General features: G+C 43.9%; 14 protein-coding genes. 7 read left to right on the forward strand and 7 right to left on the reverse strand.

Annotation, left to right across the window (positions count from 1 at the left end):
- Window positions 1-9 precede the first annotated feature (9 nt).
- The 3 genes from R7Q39_RS17370 to R7Q39_RS17380 form a co-directional block, all read right to left on the reverse strand.
- The gene (locus R7Q39_RS17370; protein ID WP_054867010.1) at window positions 10-990 is read right to left on the reverse strand and encodes an HlyD family secretion protein; all 981 of its coding nucleotides are present in this window, start codon (window positions 988-990) and stop codon (window positions 10-12) included.
- A 3-nt stretch (window positions 991-993) separates the two neighbouring features.
- The gene (locus R7Q39_RS17375; RefSeq protein ID WP_053306992.1) at window positions 994-2,409 is read right to left on the reverse strand and encodes a TolC family protein; all 1,416 of its coding nucleotides are present in this window, start codon (window positions 2,407-2,409) and stop codon (window positions 994-996) included.
- 130 nt (window positions 2,410-2,539) lie between these two features.
- Entirely contained in the window at window positions 2,540-2,767 is a 228-nt protein-coding gene (locus R7Q39_RS17380) for a hypothetical protein (RefSeq protein WP_005377125.1), read from the reverse strand.
- A gap of 476 nt (window positions 2,768-3,243) precedes the next feature.
- Between R7Q39_RS17380 and R7Q39_RS17385 the strand changes: the two genes are divergently transcribed.
- A complete protein-coding gene (locus tag R7Q39_RS17385; RefSeq protein WP_213898659.1) occupies window positions 3,244-4,863 on the forward strand; it encodes a sensor histidine kinase in 1,620 nt (539 codons plus the stop codon).
- The gene (locus R7Q39_RS17390) at window positions 4,860-5,546 is read left to right on the forward strand and encodes a response regulator (RefSeq protein ID WP_167415241.1); all 687 of its coding nucleotides are present in this window, start codon (window positions 4,860-4,862) and stop codon (window positions 5,544-5,546) included. The genes R7Q39_RS17385 and R7Q39_RS17390 overlap by 4 nt, the downstream gene beginning before the upstream one ends.
- A 91-nt stretch (window positions 5,547-5,637) precedes the next feature.
- Here R7Q39_RS17390 and R7Q39_RS17395 read toward each other — a convergent pair whose 3' ends face one another.
- Window positions 5,638-7,773: a TonB-dependent siderophore receptor gene (locus tag R7Q39_RS17395; RefSeq protein ID WP_318076491.1), complete on the reverse strand. Its 2,136-nt coding sequence runs from the start codon at window positions 7,771-7,773 to the stop codon at window positions 5,638-5,640.
- 99 nt (window positions 7,774-7,872) lie between these two features.
- Complete coding sequence (locus R7Q39_RS17400) at window positions 7,873-8,838, reverse strand: helix-turn-helix domain-containing protein (protein WP_318076492.1); 966 nt, start codon at window positions 8,836-8,838, stop codon at window positions 7,873-7,875.
- A 537-nt stretch (window positions 8,839-9,375) separates the two neighbouring features.
- Here R7Q39_RS17400 and zwf point away from each other — a divergent pair.
- The 4 genes from zwf to R7Q39_RS17420 all read left to right on the forward strand — a co-directional run bounded on the left by zwf (window position 9,376) and on the right by R7Q39_RS17420 (window position 13,832).
- A complete protein-coding gene (zwf, locus tag R7Q39_RS17405) occupies window positions 9,376-10,878 on the forward strand; it encodes a glucose-6-phosphate dehydrogenase (protein WP_213907339.1) in 1,503 nt (500 codons plus the stop codon).
- Window positions 10,875-11,591, forward strand: a complete 717-nt coding sequence (pgl, locus tag R7Q39_RS17410) for a 6-phosphogluconolactonase (protein ID WP_005387158.1) — start codon at window positions 10,875-10,877, stop codon at window positions 11,589-11,591. Before zwf ends, pgl begins: the two co-directional genes overlap by 4 nt.
- Before the next feature lie 38 nt (window positions 11,592-11,629).
- Window positions 11,630-13,078 carry a decarboxylating NADP(+)-dependent phosphogluconate dehydrogenase gene (gene gnd, locus R7Q39_RS17415; protein WP_005377160.1) on the forward strand — a complete coding sequence of 483 codons (1,449 nt, stop codon included), beginning with the start codon at window positions 11,630-11,632 and terminating at the stop codon, window positions 13,076-13,078.
- A gap of 226 nt (window positions 13,079-13,304) precedes the next feature.
- On the forward strand, window positions 13,305-13,832 hold the full coding sequence (locus R7Q39_RS17420; RefSeq protein WP_005377161.1) for a hypothetical protein: 528 nt from the start codon (window positions 13,305-13,307) through the stop codon (window positions 13,830-13,832).
- Between the two features lie 10 nt (window positions 13,833-13,842).
- Here the strand turns inward: R7Q39_RS17420 and R7Q39_RS17425 are convergent, their stop codons facing one another.
- Window positions 13,843-14,046 (reverse strand): hypothetical protein, encoded by a 204-nt coding sequence (locus tag R7Q39_RS17425; RefSeq protein ID WP_005377162.1) that lies wholly within the window; start codon window positions 14,044-14,046, stop codon window positions 13,843-13,845.
- Window positions 14,047-14,624: 578 nt separating this feature from the next.
- Here R7Q39_RS17425 and R7Q39_RS17430 point away from each other — a divergent pair.
- Window positions 14,625-14,762, forward strand: a complete 138-nt coding sequence (locus R7Q39_RS17430) for a hypothetical protein (RefSeq protein WP_005377165.1) — start codon at window positions 14,625-14,627, stop codon at window positions 14,760-14,762.
- Between the two features lie 61 nt (window positions 14,763-14,823).
- Here R7Q39_RS17430 and R7Q39_RS17435 read toward each other — a convergent pair whose 3' ends face one another.
- Window positions 14,824-16,590: a sigma-54-dependent Fis family transcriptional regulator gene (locus tag R7Q39_RS17435; RefSeq protein ID WP_005377167.1), complete on the reverse strand. Its 1,767-nt coding sequence runs from the start codon at window positions 16,588-16,590 to the stop codon at window positions 14,824-14,826.
- Window positions 16,591-16,694 lie beyond the last annotated feature (104 nt).

The following is a 16,694-nucleotide window of genomic DNA, read 5'->3' on the forward strand; positions in this document are numbered from 1 at the left end:
TGGTTGTGATTAAAGTTCAACGACAACACTCATTCCCATACGCAGTTCAGGTTCGGGTTGAGCTGGACGAGCTTCTACTTCAAAGGTACGAAGATCAAAACCTTGAGAAGCATCGGTTGCTCTCCAAGTTGCAAAGTCACCCATAACGGCAACATGCGTTACTTTGAACTCAACATTTTTATTTAAGGCAGGCAAATAGGCATCAAAGGTTGCTCCTTTTTTAAAGTGTTGAAGGTAATCTTCACGCACATTCAGTGTCGCCCAGGCATCTTCTGTATCTATCACAGTAACTACTGGGAAGCCCTGAGGTGCTAATTCACCACTTTGAAGCAGAACTTGAGAGACTTCGCCGTCGAACCAGCTGTAGATCTGAGTATCTTTCGCATACGCTTCTACTTCGGCTACGGCACCTGATGCCATGCGCGCTTTTTCCGCCGCAGCCACTTTGGTTTCACTTCTAGCGCCTTCTTTTGCCATTTCATACATTTGAAACGCAGCACTTTCTGTGTATTTCGCTGCTTGCCATTGAGTTAAAGCTTCATCGCGTTTTTGTTCTGCAACCACGCCATCGTTATAAAGGTTATTCACACGATTGTAGGTTTTTTCCATTAAATTCGCAGCGGCTTTGGCTTTCATCCACTGATCTTTTGCTGCTTGGATTTGTTGCTCACGTGCGCCTTTCTCAGCTTCTTGAGCTAAGGCGTCCGCCGCTTTTTCACCTGCTTTTGCTTGTTCTAACTTCGCTTCAATTTCAGGACTATGAAGGGTAAAAATAAGCTGACCTTTCTCTACATCGTCGCCTTTACGGACCATGACCTCGTCAATACGGCCTGGAACTTTTGAGGAAATGCTGTACTGCTGGGCTTCAATCAATCCTTGTAAGCGGATCGGTTCTGGTTGATAGGCTTGGTAAAATTGGTAGCCAACCCAAGAGACAACACCCAAAGCACAAAGTGAGAGTAAAACGGGTTTTAGTGATTTAGCTGCCATGATTTATTTCACCTCTTTGGATGTTGAAGCAGGGATATAAGCGGTATTTTGATATTGTTCGAAGCTGTTCATTTCACTGCTCAATGCGAGTAGCTTGGTTAAAGATATTAAATAGCGGAAACGCGCCGCTGAACGTTGTGTTTCTATACTCGCGACATAAAGTTGTGCATCCACAACATCCAGAGAAGACGACAGACCCTGAGTAAATGCTTTTTCACGCAAGCGCAGATTTTCGTTAGCGAGTTCAATGCTAGATGCGAGCCCTTGTACTTCATCAATGGCTTGCTGAGCCTCCAAGTATGTCTTTTGGACTAACAGCGATAAGTCTTGTTTGGCTTGGGACTTTAATGAGTCGACCTGCGAGACGACGCTTTGAGCGGCTTTGACTTTTTCGCTTCGCCCTGATGATTCAATCAGTGGAATGCTGACACCAACACCAACTAACCAGTCAGGCTTCATTTGGCTTGCGAGAGAATCGTCTTCATACAAGCTGTAGTCGCCGTAAAGATAAACTTCAGGGTAGTATTTCCCTTTTTCTGCTTTGATTAAGCTAGAGGCTTGTTTGTGTTTAGCGCTCAGAAGTTCTAACCCCGGATAGGTAAGCAGCGTTTGATCGACAAAAGCGCTAAGAGGGGGAAGACTGTCGTTGATAAACAAAGATTCAGCGGGCTCTACGGCATCATCTTGCGCGAGTAATTTACCTAATGCAGCCTGAGCGATACTCAAATCGCTGGCTGCTTTACGTGTTTCTACAGATGCTTTATCTAAAGAAGCCTCGGCTTGCAGGCGCTCAACGTGCGCGATTTGTCCTTGCTCTTCAAGCTTAATGGCAAAATCTCGATGCTTTTTTAGCCCAGCTTCAACCGCTTGCCGCGTTGCGAGTACTTCCTTTGCCAGTACGACAGAAAAGTAGTACTTCGATAAATCTTCAAAACGCGCTTGTTGTTCCATTAAAAGCTGACTTTTCGCCTCATCCGTTTTGCCTTCTGCTGCTGATTGAGCCGCAGAAATTCTACCACCAGTAAAAATTGGCCAAATGGCACGAATAGACGAAGAGAAAATATCGCGCTCGGTTATGGTCGAAGTGGTATTAGCTAAGGCACCAAAAATAGGCTGAAAAGCAGGAGGTACGTTAATGTGTGCTCCTGTGCTGTCTAGAATCTGTTTTCCCGACAGCGTGATATCGGTATCTAAACGCGTGTAATTCGCGCCAATGGTAACTTGAGGTAAGTTGAGATTGCTGGTGGCACTCTCTTGGTATTGGTAGTTCTCGACGTTTGAGCGTTGAGCTTTAAGAGAATAGTTGTTTTCTAGCAATAGCTGCCATGCGGTATCAAAAGTGATCGGTGCCGCATGACAGGCAAGGGAAATCGAGCTGCTAAGTAAGCCCAGTATCCAAAACTTTCCTGTTTTTTTCATAATGGCTGCTTTGTCGTAGAGTATTAGCTCTAATATAAAGGATTCGTAACTGAGTGTTAAGTAGGAGGGAAAATTGGGCAGTAGTATGCGCCCAGTTATATTTGTGCTGGGCGCAGGAGATGTTACAAATTTATTTCGTATATGGACAGTGAAACTCCGCTCTCCACTCGAGCTGACGAGAACCTCGCATCGTATTCAATAGATCTTTTCCACTCATTTGAGGGAACGATAACAGGACTTTGAGATCAGAAGTACCGCCTCCGTTTTTTTCATAAGCCCTGACGTGTGTAAATGTTGAATACATATTCTCTGACAGCATCGCCTTATTCAGGCATATTCCAAAGGTATCGCGTTCCATGTTTGGTGTTCCTTCTAACTATAAATGCACCTCTGTTTATAGTTTTCCAGTTTTCAGATGGTGTCTAAGTGTTTGTCATGTAGTCAGTATTTGTGTTTTGTTTTATTTTTGTCCAAACCACTGACATCAATGTTGAGCTTTTAATAGACTTCCAGCTTCACTGCTTTCAAACCGAAACTCTCATTGGTTTCGTTGATTAAAAATTATACGTTGTAAAGTCTAAAAACGCCTCAAAAACCGCTAAAATCGATGTGATCGCGATCATGATTTTAAGGGCAATTTATGTATGGAATTGAGTATCAGAGAGGAATGCTAAATTTGGTGAATGGTTGTAATTTTATGTTTCAGCTCGTCGATTAATTAACCGTAAACTCTGCGGTTTGTTTGCCTTCCTCACAGATTTATCACCGCGACAACGTCATGCTGTTAACTGAGTGTTAACGTTACGCTCAAGAGTGAATCACAAGGATGTATCAATGAGTTGGAAAACCATCAGCTTTCGTAAGCGGATGCTCATTATCATGACGCTATCGGGGTTGATAGAGCTGTTATTGCTTGTCGCCGCGGGGTTCACTTATCTCAAAATCAATCAAGAGCAAGAAATGGGAGAAAAAGCACTGGGTGTTGCCCGTTTTTTAGCGGACTCAGCGGTTGTTCGTGAAATGATCGAAACCCAAAACCCCCAGCCATACCAACTTCGCTTTAGAGAATTAACCGAAGCCATAGGTGCTGCATTCATCGTTATTGGCGACCATAAGGGAGTACGCTTAATCCACCCTGTTGATGAGCGGTTGGGCAAGCCAATGAGAGGTGGCGACAATCGTCGAGCGCTAGAACAGGGGTTGTCTTATGTTTCGACGGCACAGGGCTCGTTAGGTTATTCAGTTCGTGGTAAAGCTGCGATTTTTGACGAGCAAGGGAACATCATTGGTGTGGTTTCGGTTGGCTATTTGCTCGACCGACTGCAAGACCGCATCGAACCATTTTTGGCCTTTTTGATTTTAATGGTCATCGTAGTTGTCGTCGCTAATGCCATTGTATCCAATTATGCGTCGAGAAAGTTTCAGCGCGCCATTTTAGGCTTTGAGCCTGAAGAGATAGGGCGGTTGTACGGCGAATTAGAAGTGACGATGAGCACTATCAAAGAGGGCGTGTTAAGCATTGATGCCCAAGGGATACTTCGCTCGATAAATCGTAGTGCCTGCCAGATTCTCGGTATTGATAGAGAATCAGCGCTCAATAAACCTTTGACTGATACGCTGCGTGATAGCGATCTATATACAGTGTTAGAAAGCGGGCAGGAAGATCATGATATTGAAATATTCCTTAATCATAAGCGCCTGATTGCAAATCGCTCTCCAATTTATGTTGATGGGAAAATTGTGGGGGCGGTATCGAGTTTCCGTTTAAGGGATGAAATCAATGATCTAACCGAGCAGCTATCACAAACCAAGGAATATGCAGATTTGTTACGTTCGCAAACCCATGAGCATCGAAATAAGCTCAACACCATTAGCGGGCTAGTACAAATGGGTGAGCTTGATGCGGTGCAAAAGTTAATTGGACAAGAAACAGCACACTATCAAGCAATGATTGAGTTTTTAAGAGATACCGTTAAGGACCCGCTAATTGCAGGTATGTTGCTTGGAAAAACTGAACGTGCTCGCGAGTTAGGCTTACAACTGGTGGTTGAGGAAGGCAGTCGTCTGGAGCCCCTACCTGAGTGGCTAAATTCGGAAGACCTTGTCACAATTTTGGGTAATTTGATTGATAACGCTTTCGATGCCACGTTAACTTCAATTCGCGATGAATCAAATGTTGCGTCAGAACGCAGAAACATTGATGTGTCCGTTAGCGATTACGGAAATGAAGTGATACTTGAGGTGATAGATCATGGCTGTGGCCTCCCAAAAACAGTGGATCCACAAACATTATTTACAAAAGGCGTTTCGACGAAATCTCGTCAAAATCGCGGTGTTGGGTTACACCTTGTCAATCAGCTTGCTACTCGATATCACGGCCATGTTGAGATGATACCCAATACAAATTATGGGACAAGAATAACGGTGTACTTACCCAAGGAAGAACAAATATGAGTATGGCGACTCGCGTAATGATCATTGAAGATGATCTGGCTATTGCTGAGCTGCACCACAAATACTTAAGCCAACTGACAGGTTTGGAAGTGGTTGGAATTGCGACCACGAGAATGGAAGCAGAAATGCAACTCGACATTCTTAAGCCAGATTTACTATTGATGGATGTCTATCTTCCCGATGGCACAGGGCTTGAGATACTAAATACACTGCGTGCAAGTAACCAAACTTGTGATGTCATTTTGATTACAGCCGCAAGGGATGTCGATACGTTACAACAGGCGATGAGGGGTGGCGTTGTCGATTACCTGTTAAAACCAGTGATGTTTCCACGTTTAGATGCCGCACTGAAAAAGTATGTGTCCCAACGCCAACAACTAGACATCGTAGAGAGTTTGGATCAGAACCTCGTTGATAAAATGCTGCAGTCTCACGCCAATCAAGACAACTTGCCGAACCGATTACCAAAAGGGATTGATGGTGTAACCCTAGACAAGATCAGAGAGTTGTTCCCAAATGGCAGTGTGCTGACCGCTGATGAGGCAGGTGAAAAAATCGGAGTGAGCCGAACAACCGCTAGACGTTATCTTGAGTTTCTTATCAGTACTGGTGAACTAGAGGCTGATTTAAACTATGGGTCGGTAGGTAGGCCAGAAAGGTGCTATAAAAAAGTGACACGGTAGCGTTTATATTGATGCTCTATGCAAAATAAAAAGCGATGGCTTGTTTTAGAAACCATCGCTTTACAAATTACTGCTGTTCCGTTCTAAGAGGCTAGAAGTTGTATTCTAACACCGCTTCGATAGAGCGCTCAGCGCCAAACCAACAGTTATTTTTGTCGTAACAAGAATAGTATTCTTTATCGAATAGATTGCTTGCAGAAAGCGTGACGCTAGCCCCTTTCATTGATTCAGATACCGTTGAGAAATCGTAACTTGCTGCTAAATCAAACAAGGTGTAGTCCGGTACTTTTTGACTATTCTGTGCATCAATTTGTGCTTCTCCGACATAGCGAACGCCAGCACTGGTACGAAGGCCTGAAAGATTTCCTTCAAAGAAGTAATTTGCCCATAGAGAGGCCGTTTGCTCAGGTACCCAAACCGGCGTTTTACCTTCTTGGTTGTAATAACTGTCCTCGGTAATCTCCATATCGGTATATGTATAGCCTAGAGTGAAATCAGCTTGTGCTGTGGCTTGCCATTTTGCCTCAAGTTCAATACCTTGTGATACCACTTCGCCCGCTTGATAGTTCGGTGCATATGGGTTATTCGGATCGGTCAAGATCGCGTTTTTCTTCGTAATATGGAAGAGTGCTAAGTTACCTGAGATATCACCAGATAATGGTGCGTATTTAAAGCCTAACTCCCATTGATGACCGGTTGATGGCTCAAATGCTTTACCAGAAGAGTCGGCACCCGCAATTGGCTCAAAACTTTCCGAGTAAGTAAGGTATGGCGAGAGGCCAAAGTCTAGCTCATACAAACCACCGACTCGGAAAGATACGTTGGTATCGTCTAACTCTTCCTTGCTGTTGGATACTGCTCCTAGATAATCGCTAACGGCGTCTGTATTTGAATCGTATTTATCCCAACGAAGACCTGCAATCATTACAAGTTGGTCGTAACGAACTTGATCTTGGAAATAAACGCCAATCTGCTTCGTTTTGATATCCAAGTTTTGTTTGTATTGGAAATTCAGTGCATTACGATCAATGCTGTTGTGGTCAGGATTAAAAATGTCCTGAGTTAGCGAATACCCAAGCGTGTCTTTGTATTTTACATCTGAATCTAGATACTGATAATCAAGCCCGAACAATAAGTTATGTTCAAAATTTCCTGTTTTAACGTAGCCAGATAGTTGGTTGTCAATCACAAAGGATTTGGACTTTTCATCGGTTAAATAGGCATTTCGACCAACGGTACGGTTATCCGCTTCAAGTGCACCGTTATATGTGTTTTCCTGATAGGCATCGGCGGTCATGTAGCGGGCATTCTGTAGAAATTGCCAATTGTTGTTAAAGTCGTGTTGGACTTTGTAACCCATCATCAGAACTTCGCGTTCGTAAGTGTTCCAGTCCTCATCCCCTAAATAAGTGCTTGGTGACATCGAGCCAAGTGGGTTTTTAATCACTGAGCCAGATGCAGGCACAGTCGTGTAGATACCTGCTGATGGATCATTTTGATAGTAAACATTCACGTTCACTAATGTGCTTTCTGTCGCTTGCCAATTGAAAGATGGGGCGAGTACATAACGTTCATCTTCAGACGTATCGGCTTGACCATCTCGCTGTTTTGCCAGGCCGACGATACGGTAATCCACATTAGAATCACCAATTTGTCCTGTGGTGTCGAACGTCAGTTCTTTTAGGCTGTTAGTCCCTGTACTAATCGAGACAGAGTGTGAGGGTGTTGACTGAGGCGCCTTGGCGATAATGTTGACCATACCTCCTGGTGGAATATTGCCGTAAAGAACAGACGTTGGCCCTTTAAAAACCTCGATTTGCTCAAGAGCAACGGAATCGACCTGCGGTTGAAGGTTCCAACCGTTGTACAGCAAAGGAAGACCATCATAAAAGTTGGTGTAGTTAATAAAACCACGAATATTGAATAGGTCAAGTCGGGAAACGGCACCGCCACGCAATTCTGTATTTACGCCAGGCGCGTAACGCAATGCTTCGCTCACCGAGTTTACGCCGCGCAGGTCCATGTCATCTTTAGTGATTACCGTGATTGCTTGCGGTGTTTCCTCCGGTTCTAAAACGGTTTTAGTTGCGGTGTTTCGGTATGTTTCTCCTAGCACCGTAATCGTTTCGTGTTGGGATACGCTCTCAGTCGCATTGGCGTGGCCAGCGAGCAATGCGGATACGACGATAGCAACCGCTGAACGATGAAATCGAATCGGACTTTCCATATTTATAAATTCCACTACTTTTTCTATTTATTGATAATGATTGTTATTTGTATTCTATATTCAAAGAAATAGGAAAAGTTAACAATTTGGTGCAAAACACTAATCTTTGGAACTTATTCTTCTGTTCTTAGGTTTTAAAGATAGCGAGTCGTTTGGCTCGACAGGAATCCAATACTGCATTTGTGCTTGTTCGCTATCAACATCATAACCTTCTGGATAAAGCTCTAACTCATAACCATCGATAGCATGATAATTAGAGTAGGGTAGCCAATGTAAAATAAACCATTCCAGCGTTGAGGCGAGCTCTGATGCTTTGCCTATGTGTGTAATGACGGCGTAGGTTTGCTCAGGAACAGCCAAGAGGTCTAGCCCCGAGTTGGAAGAGTTCGTTGATCTTGGTGCGTTTGCTGTTGGACTGCACTCATAACCTGCCCAATACTCAAGTTGTTGGTTGTTTGAATACGCTTGAGTCACATCAATCACGCCAAAGTAACTACTTTCCGAATTGTTAAGGTTTTCAGATGAATAAAGACGTGACCAAAGTGACGGTACTTTGGATTGGAAATCGGGCGCAGCGGAAAACAATCCGTGAATAGGTTCATGATAACCAGCAAGTTCAAAAGCCGGTTTTGTTTCTATTCGAACTTCAATAAAGCGCTGATGTTTTTTCTCTTCTTTTGGTGTCTTACGCAGCGTCAAAGGTTGTCTCAACCCGGAGAGCTGTTGCGTTTTTCGATATTCACGGGGGCTTTTTGAAAGCATATTCCTGAACGCTCGGCTAAATGCGTGTTCAGATGTAAATCCCATTTCTATCGCTATATCTAACGAGCGGTCAGAAGTATGGATTAAGCGCTCAGCCGCAAGGCTAAGTTTAAGCTCCCTGATGTAGTGAGCGACGGATACGCCAGTGTGTTGTTGAAATACGCGTTGCAGTTGCCAGCGCGACCAACAACTTGCTTTCGATATTTCATCTACGCTCAGAGTGCTGTCTAAGTTGGTGTGAATGTAGTCAAGCACCGATTGTATTCGGTTTATGGGGTGTGGGTTAACGGCGCTTGATTTCATGGCGTTCTACTTTCACATTAATAGTGATTTCATTATCTTTAATTGAGTATCATTATCAATAGGATGATGAAATAAAAAGTAAGTAACACAGATCACGATAAAACTGTAATGGATTGCAAGTATGAGTAATTATTGCCCATATTAGAGTTTTTGCTTAAATTCTGGAGCGTTCAGATGAAACTTTTTTTATCAATAAAATACAATCGCTTATGACGTTTTGTGCAACTTATTTAAACGTTTGCACTGGCAAGTGTTGATGTAAATCAAATAGTCGTAGACAATATTGCCCCGTGTCGGACTCTCCTCCAGCGAGTACAGTGTGTACTTTTGAGACATAAGTGACTTAAATGACCTCAATACGTCGTGTTTCCAAGAATCGGAAATGCAACTTCTTGAGGTTCTTTGGGCCCATAGACTTTACCTATCAACGTAATAGGTAAGACCAATTTTCTATTTTGAGGTGCCATTGATAGGGTTGGCTCATTCTCTAGCCGTATCCGGGCACACAATAAGTACCTCGTTTTTAAGGGAAAGATGATGGTAATACCAGAAAACAGCAGCATCGTTATTTTTGGTGCTTCAGGTGACCTTACGTACCGTAAGCTCATTCCTGCTTTATACCACCTCTACGCGAACAAGCAGCTTCCAGAGAATTTTGCCATTCTGGGTGTAAGTCGCACTGAATACAGTGATGAGTCTTACCGCGCGAAGCTGAAAAAATCGCTTCAGGAAATGGAAAAGACTGAGCCAGAAACGCTTGATGCATTTATTAACCATCTGCACTACCAAGCAATTAATACTTCTGACACACAAGATTACGGTAAGCTATCTTCTCGCTTAGACCAACTTGCGGACGAATATCAATTCGAGCAACGCAATACGCTTTTTTACTTAGCAACCCCACCAAGTTTATACAGTGTGATCCCTGCAAGTCTTGCAGCACATGGTCTTAACAGTGAAGATGATGGCTGGAAACGCCTGATCATTGAGAAACCATTCGGCTATGATCTTGAATCGGCGCGTATTCTGGACAAAGAAATTCACGAGCACTTCCAAGAGCATCAAATCTACCGAATTGACCATTACTTAGGTAAAGAAACGGTACAAAACCTACTTGTGCTTCGTTTCTCTAATGCGATGTTTGAGCCGCTTTGGAACCGTAACTTCATTGATTACGTTGAAATCACAGGCGCAGAATTCCTTGGCGTAGAGGAGCGTGGTGGTTACTACGACAACTCTGGCGCTGTGCGCGACATGTTCCAAAACCACTTGCTACAAGTATTAGCAATGGTAGGTATGGAACCACCAGCGCAAATCAATGCAGACTCGATGCGTGATGAAGTGGTAAAAGTGCTTCAATGCCTAAAGCCATTAGACGAAAACGCTCTGCGCAATGACCTAGTATTAGGCCAATACACGGCGTCTGAAGTCCGTGGGCAAAGCCTACGCGGCTACCGTGAAGAGCCGGGAGTTGCAGACGATTCTCGTACAGAGACTTACATCGGTTTGAAAGCGTACATCAACAACTGGCGTTGGAATGGCGTGCCATTTTACGTGCGTACTGGTAAGCGTCTTCCAACACGCGTTACTGAGGTGGTTATCCACTTTAAACAAACACCGCATCCTGTGTTTGGTCAAAACGCACCAGAAAACAAGCTGATCATTCGTATTCAACCAGACGAAGGCATTCAAATGAGCTTTGGCTTGAAAGAGCCAGGCGCAGGCTTTGAAGCGAAGGAAGTGAAAATGAACTTCCATTACGCTGACCTGCAAGAAACGCAAATGCTAACGGCATACGAGCGTCTTCTACTTGATGCTTTGAATGGTGATGCTACGCTATTTGCACGTAGTGATGCGGTGGAAGCGTGCTGGCAATACGTACAGCCAATCTTAGATTTTAAGCAAGATCCACAATCCCTCTTCGGGTACGCATGCGGCACTTGGGGACCTAAAGAGTCAGATGACTTGTTACAGCGTGATGGCCGCGCTTGGCGTTTCCCATGTAAAAACTTAACAGATACGGATTACTGTGAACTATGATCAACCATAAGATCTACCAAACAGCAGAACAGGTAGTTGAAAGCCTAGCTAACGATATGAAAGCGTTTAGCGAAATGGGCAGACCTGTTCACATCTCTCTTTCTGGCGGCAGCACTCCTAAAATGCTGTTTAAACTACTGGCTTCAGAGGCTTACGCAACCTCCATTCAATGGGAAAACCTCCACTTTTGGTGGGGTGACGAACGTTGTGTTGCCCCTGACGATGCAGAAAGCAACTACGGTGAAGCGAACACGTTGTTGTTTAGCCAAGTAAATATTCCTGCAGAAAACATTCACCGCATCCGTGGCGAAGATGAGCCTAAAGCAGAAGCCGAGCGCTTTGCAAAAGAGATGGCAGAGGTAATCCCGAATGAAAACGGCACACCTGTGTTTGACTGGATCTTATTAGGCGTTGGTGCAGATGGTCATACAGCTTCTCTGTTCCCTGGCCAAACGAATTATGATGATGCGAACCTATCTCTTGTGGCGTCGCATCCTGAATCGGGCCAACTTCGTGTGTCGAAAACCGCACGCGTATTAGAAGCAGCGAAACGCATTAGTTACTTAGTGCTTGGTGCAGGAAAAGCGGACATTGTTGAAGAAATTAACAGTTCACCAGCACACGCACTGCCATACCCAGCGGCTAAGATTCAAGCGAAATCGGGCCTAACGGAATGGTATTTAGATTTAGACGCGGCAGCAAAAATTGCTTAAGACGCTGCTCGTCGATGAAATAAAATTGGAGAGAAACAATGAAAGGTGATATCGGTGTAATTGGCCTAGCAGTAATGGGTCAAAACCTTATCCTAAACATGAACGATCACGGCTTTAAAGTGGTTGCTCACAACCGTACTGCTGCTAAAGTAGACGAGTTCCTGGAAGGTCCAGCAAAAGGCACGAACATCATCGGTGCATACTCTCTAGAAGAACTAGTAGAGAAGCTAGAAACGCCGCGTAAAGTAATGTTGATGGTTCGCGCTGGTGACGTTGTAGACAAGTTCATCGAAGCGCTAGTACCTCTGCTAGACAAAGGCGACATCATTATTGACGGTGGTAACACTAACTACCCAGATACAAACCGTCGTGTTGCTGCACTACGTGAAAAAGGTATCCACTTCATCGGTACTGGTGTATCTGGTGGTGAAGAAGGTGCGCGCTTCGGTCCATCTATCATGCCTGGCGGTGCTGCTGAAGCATGGGAAGCGGTTAAGCCTATCTTCCAAGGTATCGCTGCGAAAACTGACGCTGGTGAGCCATGTTGTGACTGGGTTGGTAACGACGGTGCTGGTCACTTCGTTAAGATGGTACACAACGGTATCGAATACGGTGACATGCAGCTTATCACAGAAGCTTACCAGTTCATGAAAGACGGTCTTGGTATGTCTGCTGACGAGATGCAAGCAGTATTCGCTGATTGGAACAAGACTGAACTAGACAGCTACCTTGTTGAAATCACGGCTGACATCCTTGGCTACAAAGATGAAGACGGTGAGCCTCTCGTTGAGAAGATCCTAGACACAGCAGGCCAAAAAGGTACTGGTAAATGGACTGGTATTAACGCACTAGACCTAGGTATTCCACTAACACTTATCTCTGAGTCTGTATTCTCTCGTTGTCTATCTGCACTGAAAGACCAACGTGTTGAAGCTGAATCTCTATTCGGTAAGACAATCACTCCAGTTGAAGGCGACAAGCAAGAGTGGGTTGATGCACTACGTCAAGCGCTACTAGCTTCTAAGATCATCTCTTACGCTCAAGGCTTCATGCTAATGCGCGAAGCATCGAACGAGAACGGTTGGGACCTAAACTACGGTAACGTAGCCCTAATGTGGCGTGGTGGTTGTATCATCCGCTCTGCGTTCCTAGGCAACATCCGTGATGCGTACGAAGCGAATCCAGACATCGCATTCCTAGGTTCTGATGAGTACTTCAAAAACATCCTACAAGGCAGCCTAGCAGCATGGCGTAAAGTAGCAGCGAAGTCTCTAGAGTCTGGTATCCCAATGCCATGTACGATTTCTGCGCTATCTTTCCTAGACGGTTACACAACAGCTCGTCTACCAGCGAACCTGCTTCAAGCTCAACGTGACTACTTCGGTGCTCACACTTATGAGCGTATTGACCGTCCACGTGGTGAATTCTTCCACACTAACTGGACTGGTACAGGCGGCGACACAGCGTCTACAACTTACGACGTGTAATCGTTTTAAGTAAACCGACTAAATATAAAGATATAAAGGGATGCCCAAGTGGCATCCTTTTTTGTGTCTGTAAGATATTGGTAGATTTAAAAGTTACATTAAACGTTGATTCGTCACGCACTTCTCAGAAATGGGAGAGCATGCATTTGCTAGCAGTTTAATATTTCTCTTCGAAGAGTGAAGCTAAGCCGCTCTCTGCCGTCTCCTCAACTATAAGGTAATAGAAATGACACAACAGAAGCATCCATTTCACACAGCTTTCGTGTTGCTTATGTTCATATTACTGATTACTTACTCCATCTATCGCCTTTATCATCATTTCGTTTTCGAATCTCTACCGCTTCAGCTCAGTAGTGGTTTTCAAGTGGTCTACATTGATGCGTCATATGTTTTAAGTATCGCAAGCTTACTCTTGTGCCCTACATTATTGGTCTATATTTTATTTGATCGAATGACTCAGTTAGTCAAAGTGCCGATTAAAGTGATAACTATAACAATTGTCTTGTCCCTTATCGTTGCTATTCCAGGTCAAATTTTTGAATTTGGGCGATTGAAGTATATTGCAGAAAATAATGGTTACTCAGCGTGTCCACCTTTCACAATTGCATCAAGCGGAATGTTTGTAGAAGCTATGGTAAAAGAAGAAAAATACTGTATAGAACCAGAAATTAATCGTATTGGTATGTATGGTTATTTTCACGAACTCGAACGGATTGATAACTATATCAAGTCACACAGAAATGACATTCAATAGAAAAGGGCGCCTAGGCGCTCTTTTCAGTGGTCGTTTTCTTGTTTTGATAAAACCTGTCTTTTAGGTAGAGAATTGCACTGACCACAAGAGCCACTAAAGAAACAGTAAATAGGGCGTACATGCTGAGAATCCATGCGAATGTGGCCGTCAAGAATGCGATGAAGGAAAACATCCTGCTGAAAGACATCACATGGCCAAGTTTGTTACTTTTCATAAACGCCTCCCGAAGCTAAGTGGGGATAGACAATTGTGGTCATATGCCACACTTTTAATTGTCTGCTCTTTTGGGGCGTTTCACACAAAAAAGTGGCTAAAGATTTCTCAAAAAAGGTGAAATATTGAACTGGTAGACAAATCGTTAAACTGAGTTGCACAGATATGACTTCGGTTGTCTATCACTTCAAAGTTTTTAACTACGCAGATTAAGGGCATGTAGCGTTATTATTATCGTATTCGAACTCTACGATACACAATTGCAAGTGAACCTACACTCGTAAGCTCATCCCTGTCGTCAGTTACAGTAAAAGCTTTTTTCTCTTTTTAACAATACCTTAGTAATTACGGGCAACTAAATCCGTTTTTCGATCGAAACTCAGATTGCACAAAAGGTGAAAAAGAGTGCTAGGTAAGCCTTTAAACTACGCCTATAATTATCGCCCACATGGAGGATGTTTATTATATGAACATCCTTTATTTTTTGAAACTAGCAACAAGGATCCAGTAAAACATGTTTTTCTGGTTTTGTTTACGTCGACCAAGAAGGTAATTAACACAGCAAATTGAGGTTCTAAGATGACTCTTAACAAGTACTTTGTTTTCATTCCAGCAGAATTGGAACAGGAAATGCACAAGGACAATCAAGTGATCTCTGAGAAGGAAACTCAACGTCAGGCATTAGTAAAACAGGCGCAACAACAAGGCGGCCTGTAAGCTAGGTTTCAAAGAGAAAGAGCACCGCAACGGTGCTCTTTTTGTATCTGAGGTCGTAGAATTAACTTAATATGCCAAGGCTTTTCAACTTTCTGTAAATGGTATTTCGGCTCACACCAAGCATACGAGACGTTTTGCTAATGTTCCCCTGATTGGCTTGATATGTTTTGAGCAACTTATCTTCGACGGTTGCACGCAGTTCTGAAGTTGGTTCAGCGGATGCTGCCCCTTCTTGAGCTTGGCTGAGTTTCTTACTTAGGTGGGCTGGGACGTGTGTGAGTTCCAATATTTCTTCACCTTGCGCCATTAAGGCGGATACTTTGATTAAACTATCGAGTTCACGCAAATTTCCTGGCCATGAGTAAGACAGCATCAGAGAAAGGAGGTGAGGGCAAAGCTGTTGTTCAGATTCGGCGTGACGCCGATGAATGTTCTCAATCAGTTGTCGTTTGTCATCACGTTCCTCAAAGCGAGGTAGCTCAATGATCAAGCCATTAAGGCGATAATACAAATCTTGGCGGAACAATCCTTCGCTGACCAAATGTTCCAGATCTTTATGCGTGGCTGCAATGATTTGCGTATCGACTTGAATACTTTGGTTGGAACCCACGGGAAGCACGGTTTTATCTTGCAATACATGGAGCAATCGGCTTTGAGCTTCCAAGGGTAAATCTGCGATTTCATCTAGAAACAAAATCCCTTTGTGTGCTTGGCGAATTTTTCCCTGATAGCCTTTGCTGTTTGCGCCAGTAAAGGCACCGGCTACGTAGCCAAATAATTCAGATTCAACCAGATCTTTTGGTAGCGCTCCGCAGTTGACGGAAACTAACGGTCCCGTTTTTCTCTGGCTGTTTTTATGGAGCGCTTTCACAAACTCGTTTTTGCCAACACCAGTCTCTCCGAGAATCAACAAACTGATATCTTTATCGATGACGCGATTGGCTTGCTGCCAACAGTGCTCAACAGCGGAGTCGCCATAATGAAGATCATTGGACGCCGCTACAGCACGAGACTTGACCTTGCTATCTTTATCGGTAAGCGGTTTTGTTTTGAAAACGAAAGGGTGCTCATTTCCCCGAGTGGATAGAATGTCGTCTAAGGATTGCCCAATGATACTTTTTTGCGCAAAAAGTTGAGAGGCTACTTGATTGTGAGCCAAAACTTGTCCGTCTTCATTTGCAATGATAATTCCTTGCCAACCACTATTCAGTAAACCTTTTTCGCACGCTAAATCCACACGAATATGCCCTTGTGGAATCAAGTTAAGTAGTTGATTCTCCACTTGCTGGACCATGTTTTGTACTAGTACTTGCGTTGAGAAGTCATGTCTCTTTTGCTCGCTCGTAATATCTAATACGCCAATGAGGTTACCAAGATGATCGAAAATAGGATTAGCCGAACAGCTAATAAAACGATGGTGTTGGATAAAGTGCTGATCACCAATAACAGAAACGGGCTTTGCTTCAACCAAGGCTGTACCAATCGCGTTGGTGCCTTTGACCTTTTCTTGCCAGCATGCACCAGAGCTTAGCGAGATTTCCGTTAACTTTTCACGAAATCTAGGCTGTCCCCAACTGCCGATGATGACACCATCTGAATCCGTCAAAATTAAGCGACTGTCGCTATGAGCAAATAGCTGATTAAACAGAGGGAGCGCAAATTGAGTGACTGCCTCTAGCAAAAAATTGAGTTGGTGACGCCTATCTTGGAGCGTTGCTGGCGTTACTCGAATATCTTCAGGGCGTCGACGCTGTTTTAAACCCGCTTGTTCACTTCTGACCCATGAAGTTGAAAGCCAATTGTTATCGCTAATGTGTTGAAGTTCCATGACTGTACCATTTTGTCACAGTGAGGGTGTGCCATTTTGGAACACTTGAACATTGGTGTTCACACCATACATCCGCTCAAACATCGCTCACTTGGTTTGTTATC

The organism is Vibrio sp. 947, assembly GCF_033339115.1.
Classification (GTDB): Bacteria; Pseudomonadota; Gammaproteobacteria; order Enterobacterales; family Vibrionaceae; genus Vibrio; species Vibrio alginolyticus.